This window comes from Polyangiaceae bacterium (assembly GCA_020633205.1).
Taxonomy (GTDB): Bacteria; Myxococcota_A; Polyangia; order Polyangiales; family Polyangiaceae; genus JAHBVY01.
In genome coordinates this window covers 1,146,689-1,171,001 of record JACKEB010000010.1, presented here as the reverse complement: position 1 = coordinate 1,171,001, position 24,313 = coordinate 1,146,689, and the positions used below count along the sequence as shown (strand labels likewise).

General features: G+C 64.7%; 21 protein-coding genes and 1 tRNA gene. 10 read left to right on the top strand and 12 right to left on the bottom strand.

The genetic code is table 11. The features are described 5' to 3' along the window. Nucleotides 1-1,020 precede the first annotated feature (1,020 nt). The 3 genes from H6718_04930 to H6718_04920 all read left to right on the top strand — a co-directional run bounded on the left by H6718_04930 (nt 1,021) and on the right by H6718_04920 (nt 3,978). A complete protein-coding gene (locus tag H6718_04930) occupies nt 1,021-2,106 on the top strand; it encodes a slipin family protein (protein MCB9584715.1) in 1,086 nt (361 codons plus the stop codon). Between the two features lie 242 nt (nt 2,107-2,348). After that, nucleotides 2,349-2,735 (top strand): nuclear transport factor 2 family protein, encoded by a 387-nt coding sequence (locus H6718_04925; GenBank protein MCB9584714.1) that lies wholly within the window; start codon nt 2,349-2,351, stop codon nt 2,733-2,735. A 19-nt stretch (nt 2,736-2,754) separates the two neighbouring features. After that, nucleotides 2,755-3,978 (top strand): hypothetical protein, encoded by a 1,224-nt coding sequence (locus H6718_04920; protein MCB9584713.1) that lies wholly within the window; start codon nt 2,755-2,757, stop codon nt 3,976-3,978. Here H6718_04920 and H6718_04915 read toward each other — a convergent pair. Both H6718_04915 and H6718_04910 read right to left on the bottom strand, forming a co-directional pair. Further along, on the bottom strand, nt 3,975-4,424 hold the full coding sequence (locus tag H6718_04915; protein MCB9584712.1) for a GNAT family N-acetyltransferase: 450 nt from the start codon (nt 4,422-4,424) through the stop codon (nt 3,975-3,977). The two genes, H6718_04920 and H6718_04915, sit on opposite strands and share 4 nt — an antisense overlap. Before the next feature lie 3 nt (nt 4,425-4,427). Further along, nucleotides 4,428-4,985: a pyridoxamine 5'-phosphate oxidase family protein gene (locus tag H6718_04910; protein ID MCB9584711.1), complete on the bottom strand. Its 558-nt coding sequence runs from the start codon at nt 4,983-4,985 to the stop codon at nt 4,428-4,430. Between the two features lie 182 nt (nt 4,986-5,167). Between H6718_04910 and H6718_04905 the strand changes: the two genes are divergently transcribed. The 3 genes from H6718_04905 to H6718_04895 all read left to right on the top strand — a co-directional run bounded on the left by H6718_04905 (nt 5,168) and on the right by H6718_04895 (nt 6,905). Beyond that, nucleotides 5,168-5,240: transfer RNA gene (locus H6718_04905), tRNA-Arg, on the top strand. A 206-nt stretch (nt 5,241-5,446) separates the two neighbouring features. Then, nucleotides 5,447-6,019 (top strand): type IV toxin-antitoxin system AbiEi family antitoxin domain-containing protein, encoded by a 573-nt coding sequence (locus H6718_04900; GenBank protein MCB9584710.1) that lies wholly within the window; start codon nt 5,447-5,449, stop codon nt 6,017-6,019. Between the two features lie 28 nt (nt 6,020-6,047). After that, nucleotides 6,048-6,905 carry a nucleotidyl transferase AbiEii/AbiGii toxin family protein gene (locus H6718_04895; protein MCB9584709.1) on the top strand — a complete coding sequence of 286 codons (858 nt, stop codon included), beginning with the start codon at nt 6,048-6,050 and terminating at the stop codon, nt 6,903-6,905. Between the two features lie 15 nt (nt 6,906-6,920). Here the strand turns inward: H6718_04895 and H6718_04890 are convergent, their stop codons facing one another. After that, the gene (locus H6718_04890) at nt 6,921-7,091 is read right to left on the bottom strand and encodes a hypothetical protein (protein ID MCB9584708.1); all 171 of its coding nucleotides are present in this window, start codon (nt 7,089-7,091) and stop codon (nt 6,921-6,923) included. A 1,382-nt stretch (nt 7,092-8,473) separates the two neighbouring features. On the opposite strand from H6718_04890, the gene H6718_04885 reads away from it, so the two are divergent. Beyond that, on the top strand, nt 8,474-9,703 hold the full coding sequence (locus H6718_04885) for an aspartate aminotransferase family protein (GenBank protein MCB9584707.1): 1,230 nt from the start codon (nt 8,474-8,476) through the stop codon (nt 9,701-9,703). 79 nt (nt 9,704-9,782) lie between these two features. Here the strand turns inward: H6718_04885 and H6718_04880 are convergent, their stop codons facing one another. The 3 genes from H6718_04880 to H6718_04870 are packed head-to-tail and all read right to left on the bottom strand — an operon-like array spanning nt 9,783 to nt 11,781. Then, a complete protein-coding gene (locus H6718_04880) occupies nt 9,783-10,376 on the bottom strand; it encodes a hypothetical protein (GenBank protein MCB9584706.1) in 594 nt (197 codons plus the stop codon). Next, entirely contained in the window at nt 10,373-11,020 is a 648-nt protein-coding gene (locus H6718_04875) for a hypothetical protein (protein MCB9584705.1), read from the bottom strand. The genes H6718_04880 and H6718_04875 overlap by 4 nt, the downstream gene beginning before the upstream one ends. Further along, nucleotides 11,020-11,781, bottom strand: a complete 762-nt coding sequence (locus H6718_04870; protein ID MCB9584704.1) for a hypothetical protein — start codon at nt 11,779-11,781, stop codon at nt 11,020-11,022. Before H6718_04870 ends, H6718_04875 begins: the two co-directional genes overlap by 1 nt. Before the next feature lie 251 nt (nt 11,782-12,032). On the opposite strand from H6718_04870, the gene H6718_04865 reads away from it, so the two are divergent. Both H6718_04865 and H6718_04860 read left to right on the top strand, forming a co-directional pair. After that, complete coding sequence (locus H6718_04865; GenBank protein MCB9584703.1) at nt 12,033-13,088, top strand: hypothetical protein; 1,056 nt, start codon at nt 12,033-12,035, stop codon at nt 13,086-13,088. A gap of 38 nt (nt 13,089-13,126) precedes the next feature. Continuing rightward, nucleotides 13,127-16,822 carry a protein kinase gene (locus H6718_04860; GenBank protein MCB9584702.1) on the top strand — a complete coding sequence of 1,232 codons (3,696 nt, stop codon included), beginning with the start codon at nt 13,127-13,129 and terminating at the stop codon, nt 16,820-16,822. On the opposite strand, the gene H6718_04855 is transcribed toward H6718_04860, so the two are convergent. Then, the gene (locus tag H6718_04855) at nt 16,764-18,221 is read right to left on the bottom strand and encodes a sigma-54-dependent Fis family transcriptional regulator (GenBank protein MCB9584701.1); all 1,458 of its coding nucleotides are present in this window, start codon (nt 18,219-18,221) and stop codon (nt 16,764-16,766) included. The two genes, H6718_04860 and H6718_04855, sit on opposite strands and share 59 nt — an antisense overlap. 90 nt (nt 18,222-18,311) lie before the next feature. Between H6718_04855 and H6718_04850 the strand changes: the two genes are divergently transcribed. Then, nucleotides 18,312-18,926, top strand: coding sequence for a hypothetical protein (locus H6718_04850; GenBank protein MCB9584700.1), 615 nt, complete (start codon nt 18,312-18,314; stop codon nt 18,924-18,926). A 35-nt stretch (nt 18,927-18,961) separates the two neighbouring features. Here H6718_04850 and H6718_04845 read toward each other — a convergent pair whose 3' ends face one another. The 5 genes from H6718_04845 to H6718_04825 form a co-directional block, all read right to left on the bottom strand. Continuing rightward, nucleotides 18,962-21,622, bottom strand: coding sequence for a DUF1566 domain-containing protein (locus tag H6718_04845; GenBank protein MCB9584699.1), 2,661 nt, complete (start codon nt 21,620-21,622; stop codon nt 18,962-18,964). Nucleotides 21,623-21,628: 6 nt separating this feature from the next. Next, nucleotides 21,629-22,465, bottom strand: a complete 837-nt coding sequence (locus H6718_04840; protein MCB9584698.1) for a 2-oxo acid dehydrogenase subunit E2 — start codon at nt 22,463-22,465, stop codon at nt 21,629-21,631. Nucleotides 22,466-22,538: 73 nt separating this feature from the next. Then, a complete protein-coding gene (locus H6718_04835; protein ID MCB9584697.1) occupies nt 22,539-22,802 on the bottom strand; it encodes a hypothetical protein in 264 nt (87 codons plus the stop codon). After that, nucleotides 22,799-23,440: an RNA polymerase sigma factor gene (locus H6718_04830; GenBank protein MCB9584696.1), complete on the bottom strand. Its 642-nt coding sequence runs from the start codon at nt 23,438-23,440 to the stop codon at nt 22,799-22,801. The genes H6718_04835 and H6718_04830 overlap by 4 nt, the downstream gene beginning before the upstream one ends. A gap of 15 nt (nt 23,441-23,455) precedes the next feature. Next, a complete protein-coding gene (locus H6718_04825; GenBank protein ID MCB9584695.1) occupies nt 23,456-24,283 on the bottom strand; it encodes a hypothetical protein in 828 nt (275 codons plus the stop codon). Between the last annotated feature and the right edge of the window lie 30 nt (nt 24,284-24,313).

Below are 24,313 nucleotides of genomic sequence, written 5' to 3'. Positions count from 1 at the left end.
AGACCGTGCTGTGAGGCGTAGGCAGGTTACTCAGCGGGCGTGAGTACCCTTACTCAGCACGTCCTCACGGAGCGCTAACGCTCCGACCGCTTTCCCGGAAAAAGAGCGCTTTGTCTTTGACTTTGCGGTCGCGATCCTTACCCTTCGCCGCTCGATGACTCACCTAGCCAACCACCTCAAAGCTTTTCCGCAAGGACTGGGCGCGTGCTCAAGCTCCAACGGCAAAGCTTTGTATCGCACCTGCGATATCGCCGGGTTGCGCCCAATCGGTCGCAGCAGGTGGCTCTGATACGTTCGTCACGTTGAGACGTTCGACGTCGTCTTGGAGCCGCCAGCGAAACCGCTTGGCGGCTTTCGGCATTTCTGGGCCGATTTTCGCGCCTTTCAGGCGCCGGCCCACATCCCATTCGATTCTCCGGCGGCTTTTCACCGCCGGTGTAGGGGGCACTCCTCGGTTCCTTTTTGGTTCCGGGGGTGGTGCGACTGGACGCGTCCGCGTTTCGCGTTTGCGTGTTTCCGGGTCGTATTCCATCGGTGCTCAGGACGCTTAACCAACGTCCTTGAACTTGAGGGTTCCTTCGGACCTCGTGAGCGCCAAGGCTTTGCCTTGGCGCACTTCACTCGGTTTCGAGTCCCTCCTCATGCGCCAAAACCTTGCATGAGTGGCGGAATGGTAGACGCAACTGACTTCCAATCAGCTTCAAAAACTAGGACTGTAAATCCTAATCCCAAGCAGAAGCGGCGCGGGCGGTTCGTGTGGTCGTGCACCTGGTGCATGACCTCGCGGAAACGGTGCGCGCCGCGGGCTAGAGCCGTCCTCGATGACGCGTAGCGAGCAACTTCGGTCCCTCGCTGCACCTCACGCAGGGCGCCTCGAGTTCGCGAGCCGTACGTGGTGGAGCGCGCGAAGCGTTGGCTGTGAGAGCAGCCTTGCGCTTGGTCGCCGGAAGCCCGCCGGCGCCGTGGATGCACTTTCATTCCCCTCGCCGGGCCTTTCCCGGCGCATGAGGAGGTCGTGTCATGTTCAAGATTATCCATGTTCCTATGAACCAGCGCGTCATCGTGCAACGCCACGGCGTGCCGCGCTTCGCGCTTGGCCCAGGCCGTCACGTCATCTGGGGCTTCGGCCTCAGTGACGTCACGCTCAACGTCGAGGCACTGGAGTTCTGGCTAGCGCCCGAGCTGCGTGCAGTGCTCGACCCAGCTTGGTTCCAGGAGGTAACGCTTCAGGACCACGAGCGCGCGGTGATCACCCGTGACGGCGTGCCAAAGATCTTCCTGCGCCCAGGCGTGCATCGCTTCTGGAGTGTGGACCCCAGTGTTGCCCTTGTGCGTTTCGACGTGCGCGAGCCGCTGGTCGGTCTCACCAAGGAGCTGCTCGCGTTGATCCCCGACGAGGAGATCGCCTGGGGTCGCGTCGAGGAGCATCAGGCTGGACTGCTGTTCGTTCAGGGTCGTCTCGTGCGAGTGCTCGAGCCGGGCCAGTTCGCGCTGTGGGCAACGCCTGAGCGCAGCGTTCAGGTGAAGCTGGTCGATCTACGGCAGCAACAGCTGCCGGTGGTCGGTCAAGAGCTGCTCACCAAGGACAAGGTGGGCCTGCGCGTGAGCGTGACGCTGGAGTTCGCCGTGGTGGACCCCGTGATCGCGGTGACGCGCGCGACGGCCTTCACGGACAGCCTGCACCTCGGTGTGCAGCTCGCGCTGCGCGAGTTCGTTGCGGGCATGACCCTGGACGAGCTGCTCGAGGCGCGTCAACAGCTCACTCAGTTCCTCGCGGAGCAAGTGGCTCCGACGGCCAGCGCGCTGGGCGTCGAGCTGCGACGCATCGGTGTGAAGGACTTCATCCTGCCTGGCGCGATGCAGGTCCTGATGAACCGAGTGATCGAGGCCGAGAAGGAGGCTCAAGCGAACGTGATCCTGCGCCGCGAGGAGACGGCAGCGACTCGGGCGCTCGCCAACACCGCGAAGGTGATGGCGGACAACCCGGTGCTGCTGCGCCTGAAGGAGCTGGACGCGCTCAAGGAGATCGCACAGCAAATCGACCAGGTGCGCCTGGTGGTCGGCGCTGAGCAGATCGCCAAGCTGATGCCGAAGCTAGGTCCTTGAACGCCAAGCGAAGGGTAGGGGGTGAGGTACGTTGGTCCTCACCCCCAAACCCCCAAAAGAACACCAGGGGGCTAGCTCCGTTTGAGCTGTCGCCTGCCTCTGAAGAACTGGACGCCGCCGAACACGAGCGCGCCCCAGGTCACGATGACGACTTGACCGTTGTCATGCTGAAACCGTGCGCGAGTGTTGCATCCCCTTTGCTGCTCACTGACACTTTTCTCTCCAATAGGAGGGAGTGCGACGTGACCAACGTGGAAATCGTGCAGGGAGTATACGACGCGTTCGCCGCAGGCGACGTACCGAAGGTGCTTGGGGGCTTGCACCCTGAGATCCAGTGGGTCGAGAGCGCTGGCTACAAATTTGGCGGCGTCTACAACGGGCCCCAGGCGGTGCTCGAGGGCGTGCTCGGGCCGACCGCAGGGTCCTTCGAGTCGTTCGCCGTGGAGATCACCCGCTTGATCGACGCCGGGGACACCGTCGTGATGCAGGGCCACTACGCGGCCAAGGGCAAGAACGGCAAGTCAGTGCGTGCGGGCGTGGTGCATGTGATTGGCCTCGTCGACGGCAAGATCAAGACCTTCGAACAGTACGTGGACAGCGCGACGATCAATCCGCTGCTCGAGGGTTGAAGACCGGGGAGCGGCGGCGATGTGCCTGTTCACGAAGGCGGTGAGCCATGTCTCGCAGACCCACATCTTCGCGCGGCGTGACGGCGTGCGGCAGGTGCTGGTGTATTCGATGCAGTTTGCCGCGGCGGAAGAACTCGCCATGGTGCTGCCGCTCCCAGTGCCTCCCGGAAGCGCGGAGGACGCGGTCGAGTTCATCGACCTCAGTGACTACCCGGAGTTCTTCGGCGATTTGCGCCAAGCGTTCCCAGCCGTGATGGCGCCGGCTGCGTTTGGCCCTCAACCTCGCAGCCTGGGCGGCAACGCGGAGCCGCTCAAGGTGATTGGCGTTGGGCGCTTCGAGGCGTCCTTCGTGCCGAGCATGAGTGATTTCTCGCGCCTGGATCCGCGCTTTCAGTTGCCGCCAGGGGTCGTCGAGCGGCTCACGCGCTACGCCGACTGGGGCTTCGCGGTGTTCAAGCTCAAGCCAAAACCCAAGACGCTCGGGTTGTTCAACCCGGCTCCGGAGCGCATCCACCCGATGGCGTTCAGCTTTCCCTACCGGGACGCCGACGCCATCTTCTTTCCGACGCTGCACGTCCACGACGAGCACCTCCCGGAAACGGCGGACTTCGATCATCTGCTGGTCGTGCAGCCGCCGGCGGCTCTCGCGCCTCAACTCGACTGGTTCGGTTCGGAGAAGCGCCTCGGCGAGGTCGTGGACGAGGAGCGTGCCAAAGGTGTGATTGATGGCGGGGCCAAAGCGCAGCAGCTCAGCCTGTTCGGGTCCCTTTCGAATCGTGATGTGCTGCTCTCATTGCCGCGAGGAATGAGTGGAGAGGCTCTCTTCGTGGAGCGCGCGCTCTTCAGCCTGCAGGCGCGGGTGAGTGCGTTCTTGAATCCGGCTCACAGCGCCCATCATAGCCGTTGGGAACACAGCGCAGGGGAGATGGCGACGCTCTTGCCGCGGCTCACGGCTGCTTTCGAGGCCTTCTTGGAGCCAAGAGCAGCGGCACTCGGCTTGGTGCCCGCGACGCCCGAGCTGCCCAGGTACTTCATGAACGGCAACTTGCTCTACACGGGCGCGAGCTACCTAGACGGTACGTGGACGGAGTCGGGGAGCCCCGGTGTGGTGCGCTTCAATCCGTTCAGCGATGCCCTGGAGCCGCAGCACCTGTTCCTGGCATTTGCGAACATCCCTGAACGTGACGCGCTGAATCGCTTGGTGCAGGAGCTGAACCAAGTCGTGGCTCGCACGCTGAGCTAGTCGAGTAACTTGCTCAGCACGATGCGCTCGGTGTCCTCGAAGCCGAGAGCTGTGTAGAGTTGCCGCGCGGAAGTGTTGCTCGGGCGGACAGCCAGCGACATTGCAGCGGCTCCAGCGGCCTTTGCGCTGGCTTGTGCGTGCTGCAGGAGCTCCCGGGCGAGCCCTCTCCCCCTAAAACCCGGGCTCACGTAGATCTCGGTGAGGATGCAGTCGAGCCCGCCGAACTCCAGATCGAAGTTGTAGGTGACGACCGCGTACCCAATGGGCTTGGGATTGGGGGTGAGGTCCTCCGTCAACACGACGAAACCGAGCTCGGGCGTGCTGAAGAGCCTGGTGAGCGCCTCGCGGGTGCGCTCCGGGTGCCACGGGATCGCTTCCCCCGCGTTGAAGGGCTCCATCAGGCGGAGCAAGCCGTCGATGTCTCCAAGCGTCGCGATGCGTGGCACGCTTCAAGCCTCTTCCGGCCGGACGAAGCCGGGCAAGCCATCCAAGCTCTCGAGGTTCTTTTCCTCGAGGTAGTCCCGAATTCCATCGGGGCCTTTGCGGTCCGCCCACTTGCTGAGTTGGTCACGGTCCGCGACGAAGTTCATTAGCGGTACGCTGAAGCCGCAGCTATCCGCGATGCGCAGGGCGTCGATCAGGATGATCGAGCGCTGGTTGGGGTAGCTTGGGAAGGCGCTGGCGAGTTCTTCGAACTCAGTTTCGTGGGGAAACACAGCGCGTCCGCGACCATGCACGCGCACGATGCGCGGCTTGCCTTCGAAGGCGCACCACATCAAGCACACGCGGCCGTTCTCTCGCAGGTGCGCGATGGTCTCCACGCCGCTGCCCACCAAATCCAAGTACGCGAGGCGCGTTGGGCTCAAGATGCGCAAGCTGTCGTGGCCTTTGGGTGAGAGGTTCACGTGGCCGTCCGCAGCGAGTGGCGCCGTCGCGATGAAGAACAGATGCTGCGCGCGGATGAACTCGCAGAGGCCCTCATCGAGCTCCTCGAAGATCTTGCCCATGCCCCGAGCGTAGGGGACCCATCGCGCGGCCGCATGGGACAAAGCCCCAGGAAATGCCTGCAATTCACGCCACGGGTTCGGGGGAGAGGCGCGCCTCATGGCGCCTCATGGCAGTGGACTGGCAACGCTCCCCGCCGACTGATATACCCTGCGCCCGCTGAAAAGCGCTCGGCCGTGCCGGGGCCCCCGTAGCTCAGAGGATAGAGCAGCGGTTTCCTAAACCGTTGGTCACACGTTCGACTCGTGTCGGGGGCGCAGAACTCACCCTAGAGTTCTCCTTAAATCGTTGGTCAGGGGTTCGACTCGTGTCGGGGGCGCAGAACTCACCCTAGAGCTCTCCTAAACCGTTGGTCTGAGGGTCGCCTCCTCTCGGGGACGCAGCGAATGGAGCGGCGGCGTGTGATCACTCGCAGCTTCGAGCCCAACTTGCACAAGAGTTAAAATCAATTTAACGTTTGTGCATGCCTCGAACCGCCGCAGATGGTTCAGCGCCGAGCTGGGACGAGCTGTGGGAGATCGCCGCCGCGCAGATGGGGTACTTCACCGTTGCTCAGGCGGATGTGGCGGGCTTCTCGCGCCCGCTGCTCCAGTATCACTTGAAGTCGGGCAAGCTCGAGCGCGCGGGCCGAGGAGTATTTCGACTCACACGATTCCCTCCCGGCGACCATGAGGATCTCATGCCGCTCTGGCTATGGGCAGACAGTAAAGGCGCTTTTAGTCACGAGACCGCGCTGCTGCTTCACGATCTTTCCGATGCGCTGCCGGGCACTCGCCATATGACCGTCCCATTTTCATGGGCCGTGCGGCGACTCCGAGTCCCGAAAGGGTTAGTGCTCAACTACGCCGACCTCAGAGACGAAGACGTCGAATGGAAAGGCGCGATCAAAGTCACCACGCCGCTTCGCACGGTCGTCGACTGCTTGCTGGATGCAGTCGAGCCGAACCTCGTGACGCAAGCGATCAACCAGGGTGTCCGGCGCGGAGCGTTCACTCGCGCTCTCGTTCGGCACGAATTGAAGGCGCGTCGTGAGTAGAGGGTACGCTACCCCAGAGGCTTTCCGCATGGCACTGGAGCAGCGCTTGCGCACTGAAGCTCGCAGCCGCGGGCGCGACCTTGCTAGGCTTCGCCAGGTGCTGGTTTTCGACCGCTTTCTCGCCAGAGTGTGCGGTCATCTCGGGGCCGACGTGATCGTGAAGGGTGGGGTTACGCTTGAGTTGCGCCTCGAAAGAGCGCGCGCCACCAAAGATGTCGATCTTTGGATGAAGGGCGATGCGGCCTCGACACTGCACCGTCTGCAGCTGTTGGGGCAACTCGAGCTGGGCGACTTCCTTTCGTTCGTCATCGAACCAGACAAGCACCATCCGGTGATCCAGGGGGAGGGCGTTGTCTATGATGGCCAACGCTTTCGCTGCGAGGCTCGACTAGGAGGCAAGCTCTATGCAGGGCGCTTCGGAGTCGACGTTGGGTTCGCTGACGCCCTAACCGTCGCGCCAGACCAGATCGAAGGCAGCCCGTTTCTGCGTTTCGCAGGAATCGAACCCGCGACCATGCGGATTTACCCACGGGTCACTCACATCGCGGAGAAGCTTCATGCCTACACCATCCCTAGAGCGCGCGAGAACACCCGGGTCAAGGACCTGCCGGACCTCGCCCTACTCGCTTCGTTGGGAGGTCTGGACGCCGCAGAGCTTCGCGATGCGCTCGATGCGACCTTCGCGTTTCGCAAGACTCATGCGCTTCCGCCGAGTGTTCCGCCGCCTCCCCTGAGTTGGGGACCGGTGTACGCTCGTATGGCAGCGGACAACGACCTTCCTTGGAGGGTGATCGCCGACCTTCTCGACGCCGTGCGGGGGTTTCTTGACCCGGTGCTCGTGGGAGCAACCGGGGAGTGGAACCCGAAGATGTGGGGGTGGTCCTGAGCACCATCCGCCCCCTCATCCCCACGGCAGCACACAGATGTTGCCGCACAGCGTGCCCACGGCGAGCCCCGCCGCACCGACGCTCAGGCACTGAACCACGGTCGGGAGGCCCTGATAGGTTGCTTTGGTTTCGTGGATGACTGCTCCGCGCTCCAGGTCGAGGAGTCCGAAGCTGCCATCGGCCAAGGCGTACGAGGGTGCCTCGCACGAGCAGCGCCGTTGCCGCGCGGAGGTGGTCTCCCGCCGTATCCCAGGGCATCGCGACCTCGATCTGCTCGTCTGCCCCGATCCGACACAGCAGCTTGTGTTGGTGGCTCGTCGGCGGACGGCCGCGCAAGAACCAGAGCGCTTCGTCCCCGTCGATTCGCAGGTAGTGATTATAGGCGTCGTAATGTCCGAGGTCGGCGCGTAGCAGCGTGTTCTCGTTGCGGTCCAAGGCCAGGTCCTGACGCGCTGCAGGCGGCGAGGGGCGGCTGACGTCCCTGCACAGGAGCCGCCCGCCACTGTCGGAGGAGAATAGATAGAACCTGTCAAACTCCCGAATTAGCGCGCCGTCTAGCGAATGGAGGCGGGAATTCGGCGGTGTCTCAGTGGTGCCGCGAGGCAACGCGTTGACCACGAGTTCGTCGCCCCAGCGTAGCAGCTGCACACCGCGCGCTTCATCGCTGACCTCCCGCAGTAACTCACCCCCCGCGCTCCACAGCTCGACCAAGCAGGTGTCGTGCACTGCGGCCAGCTCGCCGTCGTCCGTCCACGCGAGATCTCCAACGCGGCGGCGTGGCCGAAATCCAGCGATCTGTTCGAAGTGCCGCGCCGCGGTCCTAGCCTGAGCGCTGATGTGCTCAGGAGCCTCGAAGCCTGCCTTCTCCGCGGACACCGGTTCGAGCTCTGCTAGCAGCGGGTCTGTGCCCCCGACCGGTAAGCGTTCGGCGACGTCCCGGGTGTCCAGCAGCGTGGTGGTGACATACGCGTTGCGCGCGTGTGCGCCGGGGAATTCCTCCTCATCTCGTGGACGCATCAGCACCGCGAGCCCGCCGCGCTCGTCGAAGCGACAAGCCACGATCTCCCGACTCTCGCCGAGCAGGCGACGAACTTCGCCGGTCTCCCAGTTCCAGTAAAACAGCTCACCTTCGAAGAAGTGCCCACCGTCGTACCTCCCGGTTCCGATGGCGAGCACAGGCTCCGAAGGATGAAACGCGACCGCGTTGACCGGGAAGCGCGCCTCCCCGAACACCGCGAGGCGCGCCGCCAAGTCCGCCGAGCACAGGCTCAGCCTGCGCCGCAAGAGCTGCCCTCCAGACAACACGCGTCCAGGCCACGCGTAGGCGTCGAAGTCGCTCGCCAGCGCAACCCAGCGCGCCTGAGGATCGCGAAACAAGCCCGTGGGGCTGCCGACTTCAGCAAACCGCGTTGGAGTCAGCCAAGTCCCACGATCGAGGTCGATGCTTTGTCTTGCTGTCTTCATCAAACCCAGCGTTACGTCGCGGGACCAGTGGCGTGTTCAGCCTGCGCAGGACGCGCTTATGGGTAGCGCGATTCGGTCAGGTGAGCGAGAAGGAGCTGCCGCCATGAAGCCCTGGGACCGCCTTGAAGAGATCGCCATCGCCGAACGAGTGCGCGGGGCGCTGGAGCAGAATCTACTCTACACGCGCGATCTGCAGCTCGGAGTGCCGGGGTCGCACCTCGATACGCGTGTCTTTCCCAAGCTGCCCTTCGTCGACGCTTCGCCCTTTCTCTCCACGTTCTTCGCGAATCCAAACCACATCGGTGTGCATACGCTGGGGCAATCCGAAGGGGCGTTCGCAGGGACTCAGGCGCTGGAACGTGAAGCGCTTCAGATTTGTGCAGAGCGGCTGCTCGACGCCGAGCCAGACTCCTGGGATGGCTATGTGGCCGCGGGTGGTACCGAGTCCAATATTCAAGCTTGCTGGTGCTTCCGCAACGCGTTGCGCCGCCGGTTCGGCCTCCAGTCGAGCGAGATTGCGATTCTTTTCTCCGCGGATACGCACTACTCGGTTTGGAAGGCCGCGGACTTGCTTGGGCTTCGCGCGATTGAGGTCCCTGTCGATGCAAAGACCCGTCGCATGCGTCCCGCCGATGTGGAGCGGGCGCTGCGAGATCCACAGGCGTCGGGTGTCCGAGGTGTCATCGCGTGGCTGAACATGGGGACGACCATGTTCGGATCCGTCGATGAGGTGGAGGATCTGCTCGCACCGCTCGCGAAGTCAGGGTTGCCCCACCACACGCATGTGGATGGAGCCTTTGGTGGCTTCATCCACCCCCTCACAGCGGAGCACAATGCGCTCAGCTTCGCCGATCCCCGTGTCGAGTCCATCACCCTCGACGCCCACAAGATGCTCCAAGCGCCCTACGGCACGGGCATCCACCTGATCCGCCGCCCCTTCATCGCAGAAGCCCATACTTCGGCGGCGCGCTATGTTCCGGGAGGAGACAGCACGTTGAGCGGGAGCCGCTCGGGAACGAACGCCATTGCCGTCTGGATGATCCTGCGTTCCTGGGGCAGCGAAGGCGGACGCGTCTTCTGCCGTGAGTTGATCGAGCGCGCGCAGCGACTGTGTGATGGCCTCGAGTCACTGGGTATCGAGCACTTCCGTGCCCCTTCGATGAATGTCGTCACACTCGACGCTGCCGGCGTGCCCAGGTCGATTGCGGCAAAGTACCGCCTGGTACCCGACTCTCACGACGCTGAGCCGGCGTGGTGGAAGGTGGTTTTGATGCCCCACGTGGAGCGCACACACGTCGCGGCCTTACTCGACGACCTACGTGCTGTTCGCTAGCTGAACGTCCTAGCAAGCTCTTGGCTCACGGCAGTTCGACCCAACTGTTCCTCGCCCGGCGTGCTTCCGTGAGGTACTGTTAGCCCGCGTAGTCGAGCACCAAGAAGTAGCTGCCGTCGCTCGCTCGATATACGCGGCGCGTGAAGAAATTCCCTTCGCCGTCCTCGAAGTCCTCCTCGACGAGGGGCGTCGCGGAATCCAGCTTCGGCAGCACTCCCGCTAGGTTCGGCACCAAGGGCGGTGCTTTCTTTCCCTTGTCACCGCCCTTCCAGCGCGCCTCCAGCGGCAGGAGCTTGGGCGGCGCCGACGCCTCGAAGCTCAGGATGTTGGTCGTGGACATGAAGGCGCCAAGCGCACAACCCGCTCGCGGGCGCGCCGCACCATCCACGTGCCCTTTCAGCAAGTCGTTCAGCTCGGTCGCGGTCAGCGGCTTCCAGAACTTCGCGAGCTTGGGGTCCGTCGGGTGACAATTCCCCGCGGCATCGCCAGATGCAGCTCCGCCGCCGCTTGCGGAGGCAGCCGCGGACACCGAAGGTGCCGGCATGCTGGAGGTCGCGGCGATCACCGAACCGGCGGGAGCGTCGGGATGTGCTGGCTCTTTCGAGCAAGCCATCAATAGGGGGGCCAGCACGACGTACGCGCTCCAACGCCCAAACTGAAGATAGATCCTCACGGCAACGTGACGGTCAGGGTGTAGGGGACGCGGTCCCCAGACACGATGATGAAGTACTCGGTGTTCGCCTTCACCGAGACGTTCAGGTCGCGTCCGATCTCGCAGGCGAACTCGGCGTTCTCATCTTCGCAGTCGCCTTGGCGGACGCTGACGGTGAGTCGCGCGTCGCTCTCGGGATCGAGGCGGATCGTCATTCCACCAGGGGAGGAGGGCGTGAGGCTGTACACGGCGGTTCGCATGCCTTCGCTGAACTGGCAGTAGGGCTGCACGATGTCCGCGTGGTTCGCGAAATCGCCGGTGATGCTGACCGTCGCTGGGCTGCCGCTCAAGATCAGCGCCTGGCCGGGGCAGTCATTGGGGTTGCCCGCACCCAGACCACCATTGCCGCCGCCGCCACTCGAGCCGCCGCTGTTTCCGGTACCGCCGCTGTTTCCAGTACCGCCGCTACCTCCGCCGCTGGGATCCACGCATTGTTCGCAGCTGCCGTACTTGCCGTTGTCCCCACAGGTCTGGACTCCGACCTGGGCGCCACCGCAGGCGCACTGACGGGTCTCCCCGCTGGTGCAGTCGCCAGTCGTCGTCGACGATGAAGAACAGCCGAGGGCGAGTGCGATGAGGACGGCGGAGACCGCAAAGCGAAGCATCAGCGTGTCAATTTATGGGAGCGCTCGGGACTTAACAAGGCCACCTGACGAGTAGTCAGCCACTGCTCGAAATTCGCGTCCTTTGCCCGCTCAATTAGCTCTGGTAGGGGCACTTTGGTCATGAAATAGCGTACGACGGCGGCGTACGTGGCGTAGCTCCCTGCGCGCGGATCGGAGGGTTCTTTCAGGGCCGCAAGGGCTGCGCGATTCGAGTCGAAGCTCCGCCCTTGCCCAAACGGCTGTCCCGACCCGACCACCGCCAAGCCTTCGAAGAACCAGGTCGGTCCCATCGCGTCAGCGTTTCCGTGAAGAACCGCGACGTGCAGCCCGTGCACCAGCTCGTGAGCCAAGAGCTCCGGCCAGGCCGAGTCGCCGTGCTCGTACTCCGGGTGCAGCCGCTGGTATTCCGTCGGAGACACTGCCAAGAGGTGCCCCTCTTCAAGCGTCGCCGATAGCCCGGTCGTCGGCAGCGGTGTGTTCGCCGGCAGTCCCTCGATCTCCAAGATGCGCCGCCACAGCGCGCCTTGGGTCTCGAACACCTCCCAATCGACGACCAGATCTTCCGCCTTGATGCCCCAGTCGTACTTCGCCGCGAAGCGGTTCACGCTCGCAAACGCGAGGTTCAGATCGGCTTCGTAGCTGTCTCTCTGCGCTTCGAGCTTGGGGGGGAGAGAGAGCGGCGTGCCGAAAACGGGGACGCAGCCGTGGAGTGCCGGGAGCAGCAAAAACGGCAGGTAGCGACGGACGATGTATCTAAGCAAGGCGCCTCACCCCCAAACACGCTAGCTCACTCCACGCTGCTGCGGAGACTGTTTGCGCTGTTTTCCCGCGCGTGCGTTCGCACGGGTCGTGCGCACGCCGCACGCCGCACAGTCGCAAGTTGAAGCTGAATTTAGCTCGATTTCGCGACAACGTGAGCGGCACATCGCTTGCTCTAGTCAAGGCATCACCCTCTCCCCGGTCGCTTGGACCCGGGAGAGGAACCCCCGACCTCTGACTGGAGCAAACTTAGATGAAGCGACTGACCCGATCCGCCAGGCCTCTGAAGACCTTCGCCCTCGCCGGGCTCGCTGCCTCGGCGGCGCTGACGATTTCGGGAGTCGCCGCCGCGGGTCCGCTGAAGCCTCTGAGCTGGGTGAAGGACCCGATCGTCTCGCCCTCCTACGTTCTGAATGGGAGGCTGAAAGACAACGCGCCGTTCCTTGGGATCCGTACGCCGAAGGCGAATGGTGGATACACCCTGAACCCGATCTGCAAGGGCACCGATGACGTGATCTACACGGGCTATCCCGAGTACGCGAACAGCAAGTGGCGCGTGAAGTGCCCTGCGAACGGTTCGGTGATCAACAACCCGACGTATTACACCACGGAAACGAAAGCTTACGCCGCCCAGCGTGGGCAAATCTCGGCGCTCACGTTGCGCTTCAAGCAGGGCCTGAATCGCCGAGCGCTCTGCTACGCCATCCTCGGCGATGGCCAGCAAGTGCCCGGTGTAATGACTCCAACTCCCGCCGGGCAGATGCCTGACAAGTGCTTCATCAAAGTGATGGGCAGCACCGTGGGCGTGACGAACTGGGGTGTGTTCAAGTTCAAGCACAACCCAAACCTGCCGAACGCCAACGCCTGGTGGTCGCCGGGGAGCATCACCCCGTCGACCAGCGAGCTTCCGATGTACGTATTCGGTGAGGTGGGGTACCACGAACTCTGCCGCGTGAAGGACGGCAGCTCCTCCTTCGCGGGTATCCTCGAGCGTACGAACGGACTCTACGTGTGTCGCGCACCGACGCTCAATGGTCTAAAGGGCTTCACGACGTTCGACCTCTTCTACGCGCCCAAGACTCCTGGGCCGCGCTGGTCGGCGAACTGGCAACCGGGCAGCAGTCAGTTGTGGTCGCGGGGCCTGCGTGTGTCCGACGGCAGTGAGCCTTATCAGCGCGTCTATATGTGCAAGCAGTTCGCGAACCAAAGCAAGATCGGCTACGTGCGTGAAAACGACAAGCTCTGTAAGGTCCCCGGGGTGAACTCCGCGACCGCCGAAAACAACTATCGAATCATGTGGAAGTACTGAGCCTTCGCGGGGCTCCGGCTAGCCTGTAGGCTAGCTGGATGCCCCCGGATCTCGCCCCTGGTGACGAGCTTGAGGGCTATTGCATCGAGCGGGTCGCCGGCGCAGGGGGCATGGGCGCCGTGTACCGCGCCCTGGCGCCAGGGGGCGAAGCGGTCGCGCTCAAGGTCGTCGCGCTCGCCGGCCTGGCTGCTCACGAGCGGTTTCGCGCGGAAGCAAGCGCGCTGCAGGCCGTGCAGCACTCCGGCGTCGTGCGGCTGTTGGCTCACGGCGCTCAGGATGACGTAGGCTGGCTTGCGCTCGAGTGGCTCGAGGGGGTCGATCTCGCGCGCCACCTGCGTGAGCGCGGTAGCTCCCCGCGAGATGCTCTCGAGTGGGGCCGGCAGCTCGCGCGCGCGTTGGTCGCGGTTCACGCAGCCGGGCTCGTGCACCGCGACTTGAAGCCGAGCAACGTGCTGCGGGAGCCCGATGGGCGGCTGGTGCTCATCGACTTTGGCATTGTCGGTGCGGCGGGGGCTGAACAACTGCGTGGGCCCGCGGGGACTCCTGGTTACATGGCGCCTGAGCAGGCGCGCGGTGCTCCCGTCGACGCGCGTGCAGACTTGTTCGCTCTCGGCTGTGTGCTGTTCGAGGCCGCGACGGGGCGCGCCGCATTCGCTGGCCTACATCGCGTGGCGACCCTGGCTCGCGTCGTGCTCGACGACGTGCCGCGCGCCCGAGAGTTCCGCCCAGATGTTCCCGAGGCGCTCGACGAGGCCATCGCACAGCTCTTGCAGAAGCGGCCCGCTGAGCGACCCGAGAGCGCGGCCGCGCTACTGCGTGTCCTCGAGGGACAAGCGCTGCCGCGCCCCGCTCCCGTTAGAATCCGTGAGGATACGCGCCTTGAAGCAGGCGAGCTCCAGCTCGTCAGCGTGATCGTCGTCGCGACCACGGGTGACAGCGAGACCGTCACTCAACTCGACAGCGACCCACGCACCCTGGAGCAGCTTGCGGATCGGGCGGGAGCAGACCTCGAAATCTTGGCCGACGGCACTCAGCTCTTGTGCCTAGCTGGGGTGGGGGAGGCATCGGATTGCGTGCGCCGCGCCGCGGAGTGCGCCCTGGCGCTCCATGCGCTGGAGCCTGATTTGGCGATCTCCCTCGCCACGGGTTCCGCAGACGTGTCCAAACGCCGGCCGGTAGGCGGCGCCGTCGACGTCGCCGTCGCGCAGCTCGAGGGGCAGGTCGGCGGAGCGCCGTTGGTGGATGAGTTGAGCGCCCGTCTGTTGCGAGGTGGAGCCGCATTGACCGCTGACGGGCGGCGCCTGCTGTCCTTGGGCGATCCAGTAAACCCTGCGGAAAAGAGTTTCGGGCGCGCGCCGTTGCTCTCCCGCTGCGAAGCGCAGCTCCACGACGGCTCACCGTTGCTCCTGCGTGGGCCTGCTGGGATTGGCAAGTCCCACCTCGCCCGGGCGCTGGCGTTGCGCTGGCAAAACCAGGGCTGGCGGGTGGCGCTGGCGCGCGCCTCGGAGCTGTCTCGAGGCGTGCCCTATGCCGCGTTTGGTCGACTGATGCTCGAGGCGCTCGCTACTGAGCCCGCGGATGTCGAGGCGCTACTGCAAGCGCGTTTCCTTGAGGATTTAATTCCTCAAGAGACGGCACACGCCTACACCGCGTTGCTCTGCCACGCCCTGCGCGCCCCAAGTGTCCACACCGTTCCGCGCGCTGTGGAGCGGGAACCGGCGCTCTTCGAGGAGGCTTTGACCGATGCGTGGCACGCCTGGCTCGATGCGGAGCAGCGCGTGCAGCCGCTCGCGCTGTTCTTGGATGATGCGCAGTGGTGCGACCCCGTATCGCTCCGGCTACTCCAGGCTCCAACACCTCGAGAGCTGCGCTTGGTGTGGCTCGCCCGACCGGGCTCGGCGCTCGAGCAGCATCTCAGCGCGCTCGATGTTCCGCCGCTCGAGGACGGCGCGGCGCAGGAGCTCGTGGGCTCGATGGTCAGCGGATCACCTGCGGAGATCGCTGGCTTGGTGCAGCAGGCGGAGGGCAATCCGCTGTTCCTCGAGGAACTCGCGCGGGCACGCGCCGAGGGAGCCGAGCAAGGTGCTGCACCGACGGTGCTCGCGATGTTGCAAGCGCGCTTCGGAAGCCTGATCGAGCTCGACCGTCAGATCCTACGTGCCGCCTCGGTCTATGGCCGCGATTTCGAGCGCCGGGCGTTGCCTCCCTTGCTCGGCACGCAGATCGCCGGTGTGCGCTTGGACGAGCGGCTGTCCCACTTGCAAGAGCGAGGAGTGATCGCGCCTTCTCAGCAGCGAGGCGCAGGCGCTCTGGAGTTTCGCCACGACCTTTGGCGGGAGGCAGCATACGCGTCGTTCACCGCTCCGAACCGTGAGCGAGGACATCGCCTCGCAGGCCTATTCCTTGAGGAAACAAACGGTGCGCCTCCTGGCGTGCTGGCTCAACACTTCGAATTTGGGGGGGAGGAGCGCCGTGCGAGTCACTGGTGGATTCACGCGGCAGAAGCCGCGGTGCTAGCTAGCGACCTCACGAGCGCGCGGGTTCAGCTTGAGCGCGCCGGGGATCCCGCTTTCGAAGACATTGGACGCGCTGCGTGGCTCGAAGCAGAACTCGAACTCTGGGGGGGCCACATGGGGGCCGCGCGAGAAGCCGCGAGCCGTGCGCTCCGCGCGGAACAGCTCTCCGACGCCCAGCGCCGGCGTGCTCTCGCTTTATTGGTACAGTCTGCGGGGCGCTTGGCAGACGCGGAGCAACTACGTCAGCTCCGCACCGAGTGTCGTGGTGACCCCTGGCTTGCGTGTCAGCTGGCGCGGGAGTTCGTGCGCCTGGGGGAGTCGGTCGAGGCTACGCGCGCCATCAGCGAGCTCCCTGAGCCGTCCGCGCTGGAACTCGACGTTCGCGGTGAGCTTGCAAGTCTGCAGGCGGTGCTCGCGCTCAACGCGGGGGACTATTCGGAACAGCTCGGGTACTGGCAGGTGGCGCTCGCGGTGTACGAGCAGCTTGGAATGCGCCACGCGGCTTGTGCGACGCGCGGCGAGATCGGCTTTTGTCAGTCGTTGCTCGGCGACTTTGCGATCGCCAACGCGAGCATCGAGGCCGCCCATCGGGAGGCGGAGCAACGTGGCTACACCCACGTGCGCGCCTGGCTCCTGTGCATCTGGGGGCCGGTGCTTGGTGAGCTTGGGGAGCTGCGTCGCGGCATCGAAGTGGAGCAGGCAGCGCTTGCTGCCTTTGCTGACGATCCGCGACTCAGTGGGGCGTGCTGGGCGTACTTGGCGCAGCTTCATCTCAAGGCCGGCGAAATCAAGGAGGCCCACGCTGCCGCAGAGCGCGCCGAGTCGCTGCTCGAGCCCTTTCCGCCGCTCTTCGGTCTGGCGCTTGCGGCGCTGGGGCGTGCCGCGCTCGCGCGCTCCGACAGCGCGACGATGGTTGACGTCGAGCGACGCGCCGCCGAGTTGTTCGAGGCAGGTACCGAGTTCGAAGAGGGGCGTGCGTTGCTGCAGCTCGTGTGCTGCGAGCTGTGCGAAGCGCTTGGATACACTGAGAAAGCCTTGGCGCTGGCGGCGCACGCCGCGAGCGAACTCGAACAGCGTGCACGAGCCATCGCCTCTGAACCCGCGAGGAAACGCTTCCTGACCCAGGTGACTGAACACTGCGCGCTGATCGAACGGGCGGCTACTGGGCGTCTACGTTCAAGCGCTTCATCAAGCGATACAGCGCGAAGCGGCTCGTGAGCCCCAGCTGCTTCGCCGCTTCGGTCTTGTTGCCCCGCACGGCGCTCAGCACCTCCCGCAGTCGCTCGGCGTCGATGTCTTCGCTCCCGACCTCGCCTGCTGCGCCACCTTCGCCTTCGCCGCTCAGACGCTGCTCGACGCCCTCTGAGAGATCGAGCTCGTCACCGCTCGCGTCTGCCATGGCTTGCCAGAGCAACGCGTCCAGCTCGCGCACGTGGAGCTGATAGGAGTGACGCAACAGACGCTCCATCAAGCGCGGACTGACGTAGAACTCGGGTCCCCGGCTGGTGTCGCGGACGAAGCGCTGCACCAGCATGGGAGAGCGCTTGGCGGCCCGCGCCACCAAGTCTCGCGCTAGAAGCGGGATGTCTTCGCGATGCTGGTTCAGATCCGGGGTCTCGATGGATAGCTTCAGGCGCGCGAACAAATCGTGCTTGAGCTCGCTGGGGTCGCGATTCGTCGCGGCCACGAGGCGCACGTCGGCGCGCCGCGCGCGATCTTCTCCGAGCCGTGTGTATTCACCCGAGTCAAGAAAGCGCAAGAGCTGGCTCTGGAGCTCTGGCGGCAGCTCACCCAGCTCATCCAGAAACAAGCTCGAGCCATCCGCTTCACCCACCAAGCCGGCGCGCTCAGGCACTCCCGCGTTGGGGTAGTCTTTGCGGTTGCCGAAGAGCTCTGCCGCTGCGATTCCGCTAGGAATCGTCGCTGCGTTGCGGGACACCAGGCGTGCGCGCCGGCGTTCAGATAGCTCGTGCACCGCGGAGGCGACCAGCTCCTTACCGGTGCCGCTCGAGCCGTGAACTAGCACGTGTTCATCCGCGAGCGCGCAGAAGGCGACGCGGTCTCTCAGCGCCCATACGGCGCTACTCTCCCCGATCAAACCCACGCCATCGCCCCGACCAAACTCACCCAGAGCACGCTCGGGAAAAAAGCGTGGCCGCAGCCTGACCGGCGCACGTGACACGCACAAGAGCAGCACCTGGCGGTCGAGGTGCAACGTGTCGCCGATGGAGAAGTGTGCCGCGCGGAAGTCAACCCCGTTGCGCTGTGCAGCGCAGCGCCCGATGTTCTCGATGCGCAGCCGATCTCCCTCTCGGGTCACGCGCAGCTGATCTCGGGAAATGCCCTTGCCTTGCAACGTCAGGGCTTCGCTGGGCGCGTTGGGATGCTGAGGCGCGAATAGCAGGCGGCGATCACCTGCGTTTCCAGTGCCTCTGCCGAAGAAGCTGGTCTCGCCTTCGCTCTCCGGGAAGCCCACTTCACCCACCCGGTGGGGCTCGCTGCGCGACCAACACAGGACGAGCGCGGGGACCGCGGCATCAGCTGTTGCGGTTGACTCCGGTCCAACGTTGGTGACCGTGGTCGCATCCTCACGACGCGAAGACGGTGGGCCTGGCACGCAAAGCAGCCTACCAGCCGCTCGCCGCTTTTCCAATCCGCCGTCAGCGAAGCGTGGCGGTTGCGCTGTGCATTCGATACGCTGACTCCGATGCGGGGGCTTGGCTTGGCGTGCGTGCTGGTGCTCGTTGGCTGCGGTTCGAGTGGCAGCGGGGGGGGCGGAACCGGAGGCAGCGCAGGTGCTGCTGGCAGCGGTGGCAGTGCTGAGAATGGCGGCAGTGCTGAGAATGGCGGCAGTGCTGAGAATGGCGGCAGTGCTGGGAACGGCGGCAGCGTGGCCAGCGGTGGCAGTGCCGGGAACAACAGCGGCGGCACGGGCACGGGTGGGAGCAGCGCGGGGGCGGGCGGAACCGCGGGCGGTGGAGCCACTCTGAATCTCGGTCCCGACGACATCGCTTGCGAGGCGGTCGGTGGCACCAGCGAGTGCTTGGCCTGCTGCGGTGAAGCTCACGCGGCCTGGGAAGCCGTCGCGCCGGTCACGCGGCAGTGCGTGTGCGCTGGGCCAGAGCTCTGCAGTCTGGAATGCCCGAACTACTGCGGCGGCGATGCGGGAAGTCCGGAGTGTTACGCGTGCATCTTCCCCGAACTCGTGCCTGGCGGCGCCTGCTACGCGGGTTCCCACGACAGCTGCAAGGGCGAGCTCGACTGCGTGCAGTATGTGGACTGTCGCGCCAACTGCATCCAGCTGTTCGGCAGCAATCCCTAGGCGGAGTACTCCTCAGCCGCAGTACCCCCAAAGCGCTACTCCCACGCGCCGTGGGTTGGTTTCCCTGCGGCAAAGGTGACTTCGAACTTCGCTCCTGTCGCGAGCACGAACTGCCAGGTCCCCTCGCGCTTGCCTGCGCGGTAGCGACCCCGAGCTCGCACCTCGCCGTTGCTGTAGAAGTCTTCGCTCCGGCCCTCTCGCCGCCCTGCTCGATAGTTCTCGATGCTGCTCGGCTTTCCGTTGGACCCGTAGTGAACGCTGCGCCCGTCGAGCTTGCCTTGCTTGTAGCTCTCCTCGGAGGAGAGCTTGCCGCCGTTGTAGGTGCGCACGGTTCCCGAGAGCTCACCGTCTCGATAGGGCTCTTCGCGGCTTTTCTGGCCGTCACCGTCGTACGAAGTGACTAAACCGTTTCCGTGTTTGTCGACCTCGCAACGTTGGGTGATCTTTCCCGCTTGGTCCTTCTCCACCCATTTGCCGACAGGTCGACCATGAGCGTACTCCTGTCGTGCAACCACCTTGCCTAGCGCATCGAGGGTGACGTACGGGCCGTTCAGGCGACCTCGCTCGTACATCACTCGCTCTTCGCCCTCTGCGAGGCTTCGAATGTAGAGCCCGTGCTGCAGCCCTTCGAGCAGTGTACCGCGCTGGGTCACTTGACCTCCTTGGACCACCTCGTAGTCACCGTCCGGCTGCCCCAGTACCACCACGCTGCGTCGAGTGTAGTCGGACTCGAAGGTGCGAAACTCTTCGATTCCGTGTGGCAAGCCTCGAGCGGTCGGTGCGCGGCTGCTGTCGCCGCCCTCGAACAGCTCGCTCAGTTCACCTCGCTGGGGCTCACCGCGCTTCATCTCCACCCACTCCACCTCGCGCTGCACCGGACCATAGAAGTGCCAGGTCCCGCTCGGCGTGCCTTCGGTGAAGCGCTGAGTGGTGCGGCGCTCGCCGCTGGGGGAGCGAGCGATCAGCTCGCCGTCGAGCCTGCCATTGGTGTGGTTTCCCGTGAGCCAAACGCTGCCCTGTTCGTGATAGAGCGTGAACGCCCCTTCGAGCTTGCCCTGCTTGTAGTTGCTGATCTCGAAGACCGCGCCACTTGGATAGAAGCGGACGAAGCTGCCTTCCCGCAGCCCGCTCTTCACGCACTCGACTTGCCGCGCGTCACGCCGTTCGCTACTGCCTGCGGGGCACACCACGTTCGGGTTGGGCCGCGGTGCGAGTTCAGTGCGGACACACAAGGAGTAAGCCTTGGAGTCCTCGGAATCGAACACGCCCACTGCGCTTGGGGCGTAGCCGCAGAGGCGAGTGGCGAGGCCATACTTTCCGTCAGGGCTCTTCGCGTCGACCCATACGTTTCGCACGTCGCTCTCTTCGGACCAGTCAAAGAGCGCTGGTGGGCAACGACTCATCAGCGACAGCGCTTCGGCTTGATTGGGAAGCCGCCAGTCGTCGTGCCCTGCGAACGTTCCAGCCTCGCAGCGTTGCTTGGCTGCGGTCTGGCTGCGCTGCCTCGGCTTTGCTGGGAGCTGCCACTCCAGCCCCGAGATGGGGTCGCTCAGGGTGTTTACATCCTTGCGGAACTGATTGATGGGCAAGCTGCGTCGCGCGGAGTTGTCGCGGACACAGCGCACGCTGTACGGACCGTAAGGATGCGGGTCGTCGTAGTGGGTCGACACCACCGCACCTTCACCCGCGATCCCCACGTAGTAGCCATCATCGTCAGTGCGCGTCCACCACAGGGAGTCCGCTCCGCCACCAAACAGCGTCGGCTCGAGCCAGCGGGGGCCCGGCTGCGCCGGCTTGCCCGCGTCGATGAACATCGCCTGAAGCTCGCGGGCAGTGGGGAGTCGCCAGTCGTCGTGTCCGGCTGTACGCGCGGCTTCGCAGGCCCAGCCCGCCTCGAACAGATGTAGCGGCTTTTGATACGCTGTGCGCTGCCAGGCGATGCCCTGAGCGTGGTCGATGATCTCGTCCCCGCGGGTTTCGAAGCGTGGCCTTGAGCCCTGTTGCCGTATGGATTCAGGGGTGCCAGGTACCGGAAGCGTGGAGAGCAGCTCGGTCTGCTCGCCGTCGCTGTCGTAGCGGATCGGGGGCAAGGTGGCCATGAGCGTGGGCAAGTGGTGCACGTCAGCGAGCGCAAGCACGCGGGAAGCGCGCTGCCACTGGTAAAGCTCTTGGACGTGGGCGCTTGCAACGAACGGCGATGCAGCCAAAGAAACCGCGATCCGATCTCCCACGCGGAGCCGCGCGACCCCGAACTGCTTCGAAAGTGGCGGGCAGCCCTTGGAGGCGTGGTCCTTCGGTAACAGCAACAGCGCCCGTGTCTCGTGTTCCGCCACCTCAGTACTTCCCTGGGGAGACGTACCGCTCAGGAAGACTTCATTGATGATGCGTAACTCCTCGACTCGAAAGCAGTCGGTTTGTCGCTCTCGAATGCCGATCAAGACGCCCACGACACCGGAGTGAGCTGTTGGCTCCTGAGCCGCGCTGGCCTTGGGCGCGCCTTTCAGCGAAACCTGCGTCGGCGAAAGTTTGGGATCGGGGGGTGAGGGTGCTTCGAGGGACTCCTTCGGCTCCGCCTCTTCCTCGGGCGCGGCATCCGGTGCGGCCGGCAAGACGGCGGGCGGCGTCGTGCCCTTGCAAGCGCACAAAGCGATGCTGAGCAACAGGGCAAGCTGGCTACGGGCCCAAACCGACTTCATGCGGCGTCAGGGTAGCGCGCCCAGCTCGACTTCGGGATCTTCGAACACGCGGCGTACGGTCTTGCTCATACGCGCCGCGTGCATCCCGTCGAGCACGCGATGGTCAAAGGTCGCGAACGCACGCAGCACCTTCCCTGGCACGATCTCGCCGTCTTCCACCACCGGCTCATCTGAAATCGCTCCGAGAGCGATCAACAGGGGCACGCGGCTGTAGGGCACCAGCGGTACGTAAGCCTCTTTCAGGCCGAGGCTGCCGATGTTGGTCACCATCGCCGAGCCAAACGGGTCTCTTGGGATCCCCGCCCAGCGCAGATCCAGGTTGGCCGCGAACGAGAGCCAGCCGATCAGGTCGAGCGCGGGGTTCAGCAAGAACGCGGGGATCTGCTTGAACAGCTGACGAGAGCCTTCGAGGTTCTTGTCTTCGTGCTTCTTCACTTTCGAGACCTTCTGCTCGAACTCCTCTACGATCTCGAGCAGGCTCTTCTTGTGAGCGTCGAACACGGTGGCTCCGCTGAGGTCGACCTCTCCCGAGTCGGGATCCTCCAGCGCAACCTGAAAGAAGACGCCGATCTCGTCTCGCAGGTAGATGTGGTTGAAGCGTAGGATGGCGTTGGCATCGGGCATCTCCGAGAGCGTGATGGCGACGGCCTTGGCCATGACATGGGAGAGGGTGAGGTGCTTTCCGGTGCGCTCACGAAACGCCTCAACGTAGCGGATGATCTTCTCCGCACGGATCTCGAGGGTGCCATACACGCTAGGGTCGTGGGCGTCCCTCCAGGTCCCGATGGCGATGCGGCGAAAGGAAGAGAGGCTCGGTTTGCGCTTCAGCGAGAGGTTCGGCACTTTCCACGAGGGTATCCCTCCCACGTGGCTCAAGGCAACACGAGCTTCCAAAGTGCTTCGTCTGACTTTCGAATCACGCGAAGAGCTTCGCCGTCGCCGCGATTACCCCGAGCGGGACAGACGCCACGAGCACCGCTGCCGCCGCTGCCATGAGCAGCGTGTTCGCCACCGGACGTTCGCGGAGCAGCAGCGCCCACTCCGCGCTCAATGATGGGATGTCGCCTTCGACGCTTGGAGTGGCGAGGCGAGCCTGGATGTCGCTCTCGAGCTCTCTCAGGCGTTCGGGGTTGGGGGAGAGGGTGCGAAACCAAGTTGCTGCGTGCTCTTCGTTGATCATGCTAGGTCCTCCTCGCTGTACCCCAGGCTCTGGAGCCTCGACTTCAGGTACTCACGCTGTCGTTGTGTTACCTTGCGGATATTCGCTGAGGTGACGCCGCACTCCTCGGCGACTTCGTCTGCCGTCAGCTCACCCCCGTAGCGCAAGGTGACGATCCAGCGGTCGCGCTCCGGTAGCTCCGCGAGCACCAACAATAGGGCGCTTCGCAGGTCGAGCGTCGACCCTCCCGCGGACCCGCTCACCCACTGTTCCGCGGCGTTCTCGAGCAGCTCGGGTTCGAGGGGGGTTAGGCGGCCCAGCTTGCGGCGGCGGTTGAAGAAGGCGTTGCGCGCGATCGTCATCAGCCACGAGACGAAACGGGCTCCATCCCGCGATTGGTAGCCGCTCAGGTTCTTGAAAGCGCGCACGAAGGTGTCTTGCAGCAGCTCTTCGGCGTCAGCCTCCGATTGGGTCAACCCGCGCAGCACCCGAAACACACTCGGTGCGAGGTGGCTGTAGAGTTCTCCTTGGGCCTTGGCGTCACCCTGCTGGGCGGCGACCACGAGCCGCTGGATCTGGGCTTCGTCACTTGGCGCGCTGGCTCCCGCCGCGGGAAAGCCCGCAGCGGGAGCCGACAATAGGGCGAATAGCGCGTACACGTTGATTCCGTGAGGTTATGCGCGCTCGATGCGCTCGGAGAGGTACAGGTGGGTCCACAGGCTCGAGCGGTAGGTGCCGACCGCGCCCGAGACGCTGATGGCGACGGGGATCATCAAGATGGCTCCAATGATCACCGCCGGGACCAGGCCGATGGCGAAGTACAGCGCAAAGCCAAGAGCGAGGATGGGCAGTACGATCACCAACGAGGCGAGGCTGGCCACGCTGGAGCCCAGCGCCTGCGCGATGAGCAACCACAGCGAGGGCACGATCCGCCCAACCAAGAACTGACGCGCAGTGCGCAGGGACTGGGCGACCCCGCTGCCCTCGAGTACCGCGGCCCGCAGCGCGTATGTGCCCAGCAGATGGATCGTGAGCAGAAGCGGGACGCTGGCGACGGCAAGTACCACGCTAGCAACACCCCCTGCGAGCAGTGACGCACCAGCCAAGGCGGCGATGCCGAGGGGGGCCGCGATCACCACGACGCTGAGCAACGTGGCAAGCCAGGTCAAGAGCTTGATGCCAGCTACTCTGGGGGCGAACTTCAATCCCGTGCGGAAACCAACGCCGAGGGAAGTGCGACCACCGTCCCTGCTGTGGGCGGTGCCGTGGATGAGGGCGCCTTCACTGATGAGGTGGAGCAGCAACGCAAGCACGCCGACGATGCTGGCGGCGATCACCGCGTAGATCACCCAGTCCGGCGCTGTGCCGCCCGGAGTCTTGAGGTTCACCCCGCCGGCCCCGGCCGCGAACAAGCCAAACAACCAGAGCTGACGCTGGGTCTTCGCGGTTTCGTAGGCTTGGCGGACGATGGTCCAGATGCGGTTTTCCCTGGGGGTGTTCATGACTAGCTCCTTGTACGTCGGGTGAGAGGC

What these genes read in the sequence shown, in the direction of transcription:
- H6718_04900 (MCB9584710.1), top strand. Translation starts at nt 5,447, where the DNA reads ATGCCTCGAACCGCCGCAGATGGTTCAGCGCCGAGCTGGGACGAGCTG.
- H6718_04835 (MCB9584697.1), bottom strand. Translation starts at nt 22,802, where the DNA reads ATGATCAACGAAGAGCACGCAGCAACTTGGTTTCGCACCCTCTCCCCC.
- H6718_04895 (MCB9584709.1), top strand. Translation starts at nt 6,048, where the DNA reads ATGGCACTGGAGCAGCGCTTGCGCACTGAAGCTCGCAGCCGCGGGCGC.
- H6718_04865 (MCB9584703.1), top strand. Translation starts at nt 12,033, where the DNA reads ATGAAGCGACTGACCCGATCCGCCAGGCCTCTGAAGACCTTCGCCCTC.
- H6718_04825 (MCB9584695.1), bottom strand. Translation starts at nt 24,283, where the DNA reads ATGAACACCCCCAGGGAAAACCGCATCTGGACCATCGTCCGCCAAGCC.
- H6718_04850 (MCB9584700.1), top strand. Translation starts at nt 18,312, where the DNA reads ATGCGGGGGCTTGGCTTGGCGTGCGTGCTGGTGCTCGTTGGCTGCGGT.
- H6718_04910 (MCB9584711.1), bottom strand. Translation starts at nt 4,985, where the DNA reads ATGGGCAAGATCTTCGAGGAGCTCGATGAGGGCCTCTGCGAGTTCATC.
- H6718_04920 (MCB9584713.1), top strand. Translation starts at nt 2,755, where the DNA reads ATGTGCCTGTTCACGAAGGCGGTGAGCCATGTCTCGCAGACCCACATC.
- H6718_04885 (MCB9584707.1), top strand. Translation starts at nt 8,474, where the DNA reads ATGAAGCCCTGGGACCGCCTTGAAGAGATCGCCATCGCCGAACGAGTG.
- H6718_04930 (MCB9584715.1), top strand. Translation starts at nt 1,021, where the DNA reads ATGTTCAAGATTATCCATGTTCCTATGAACCAGCGCGTCATCGTGCAA.
- H6718_04875 (MCB9584705.1), bottom strand. Translation starts at nt 11,020, where the DNA reads ATGCTTCGCTTTGCGGTCTCCGCCGTCCTCATCGCACTCGCCCTCGGC.
- H6718_04845 (MCB9584699.1), bottom strand. Translation starts at nt 21,622, where the DNA reads ATGAAGTCGGTTTGGGCCCGTAGCCAGCTTGCCCTGTTGCTCAGCATC.
- H6718_04860 (MCB9584702.1), top strand. Translation starts at nt 13,127, where the DNA reads ATGCCCCCGGATCTCGCCCCTGGTGACGAGCTTGAGGGCTATTGCATC.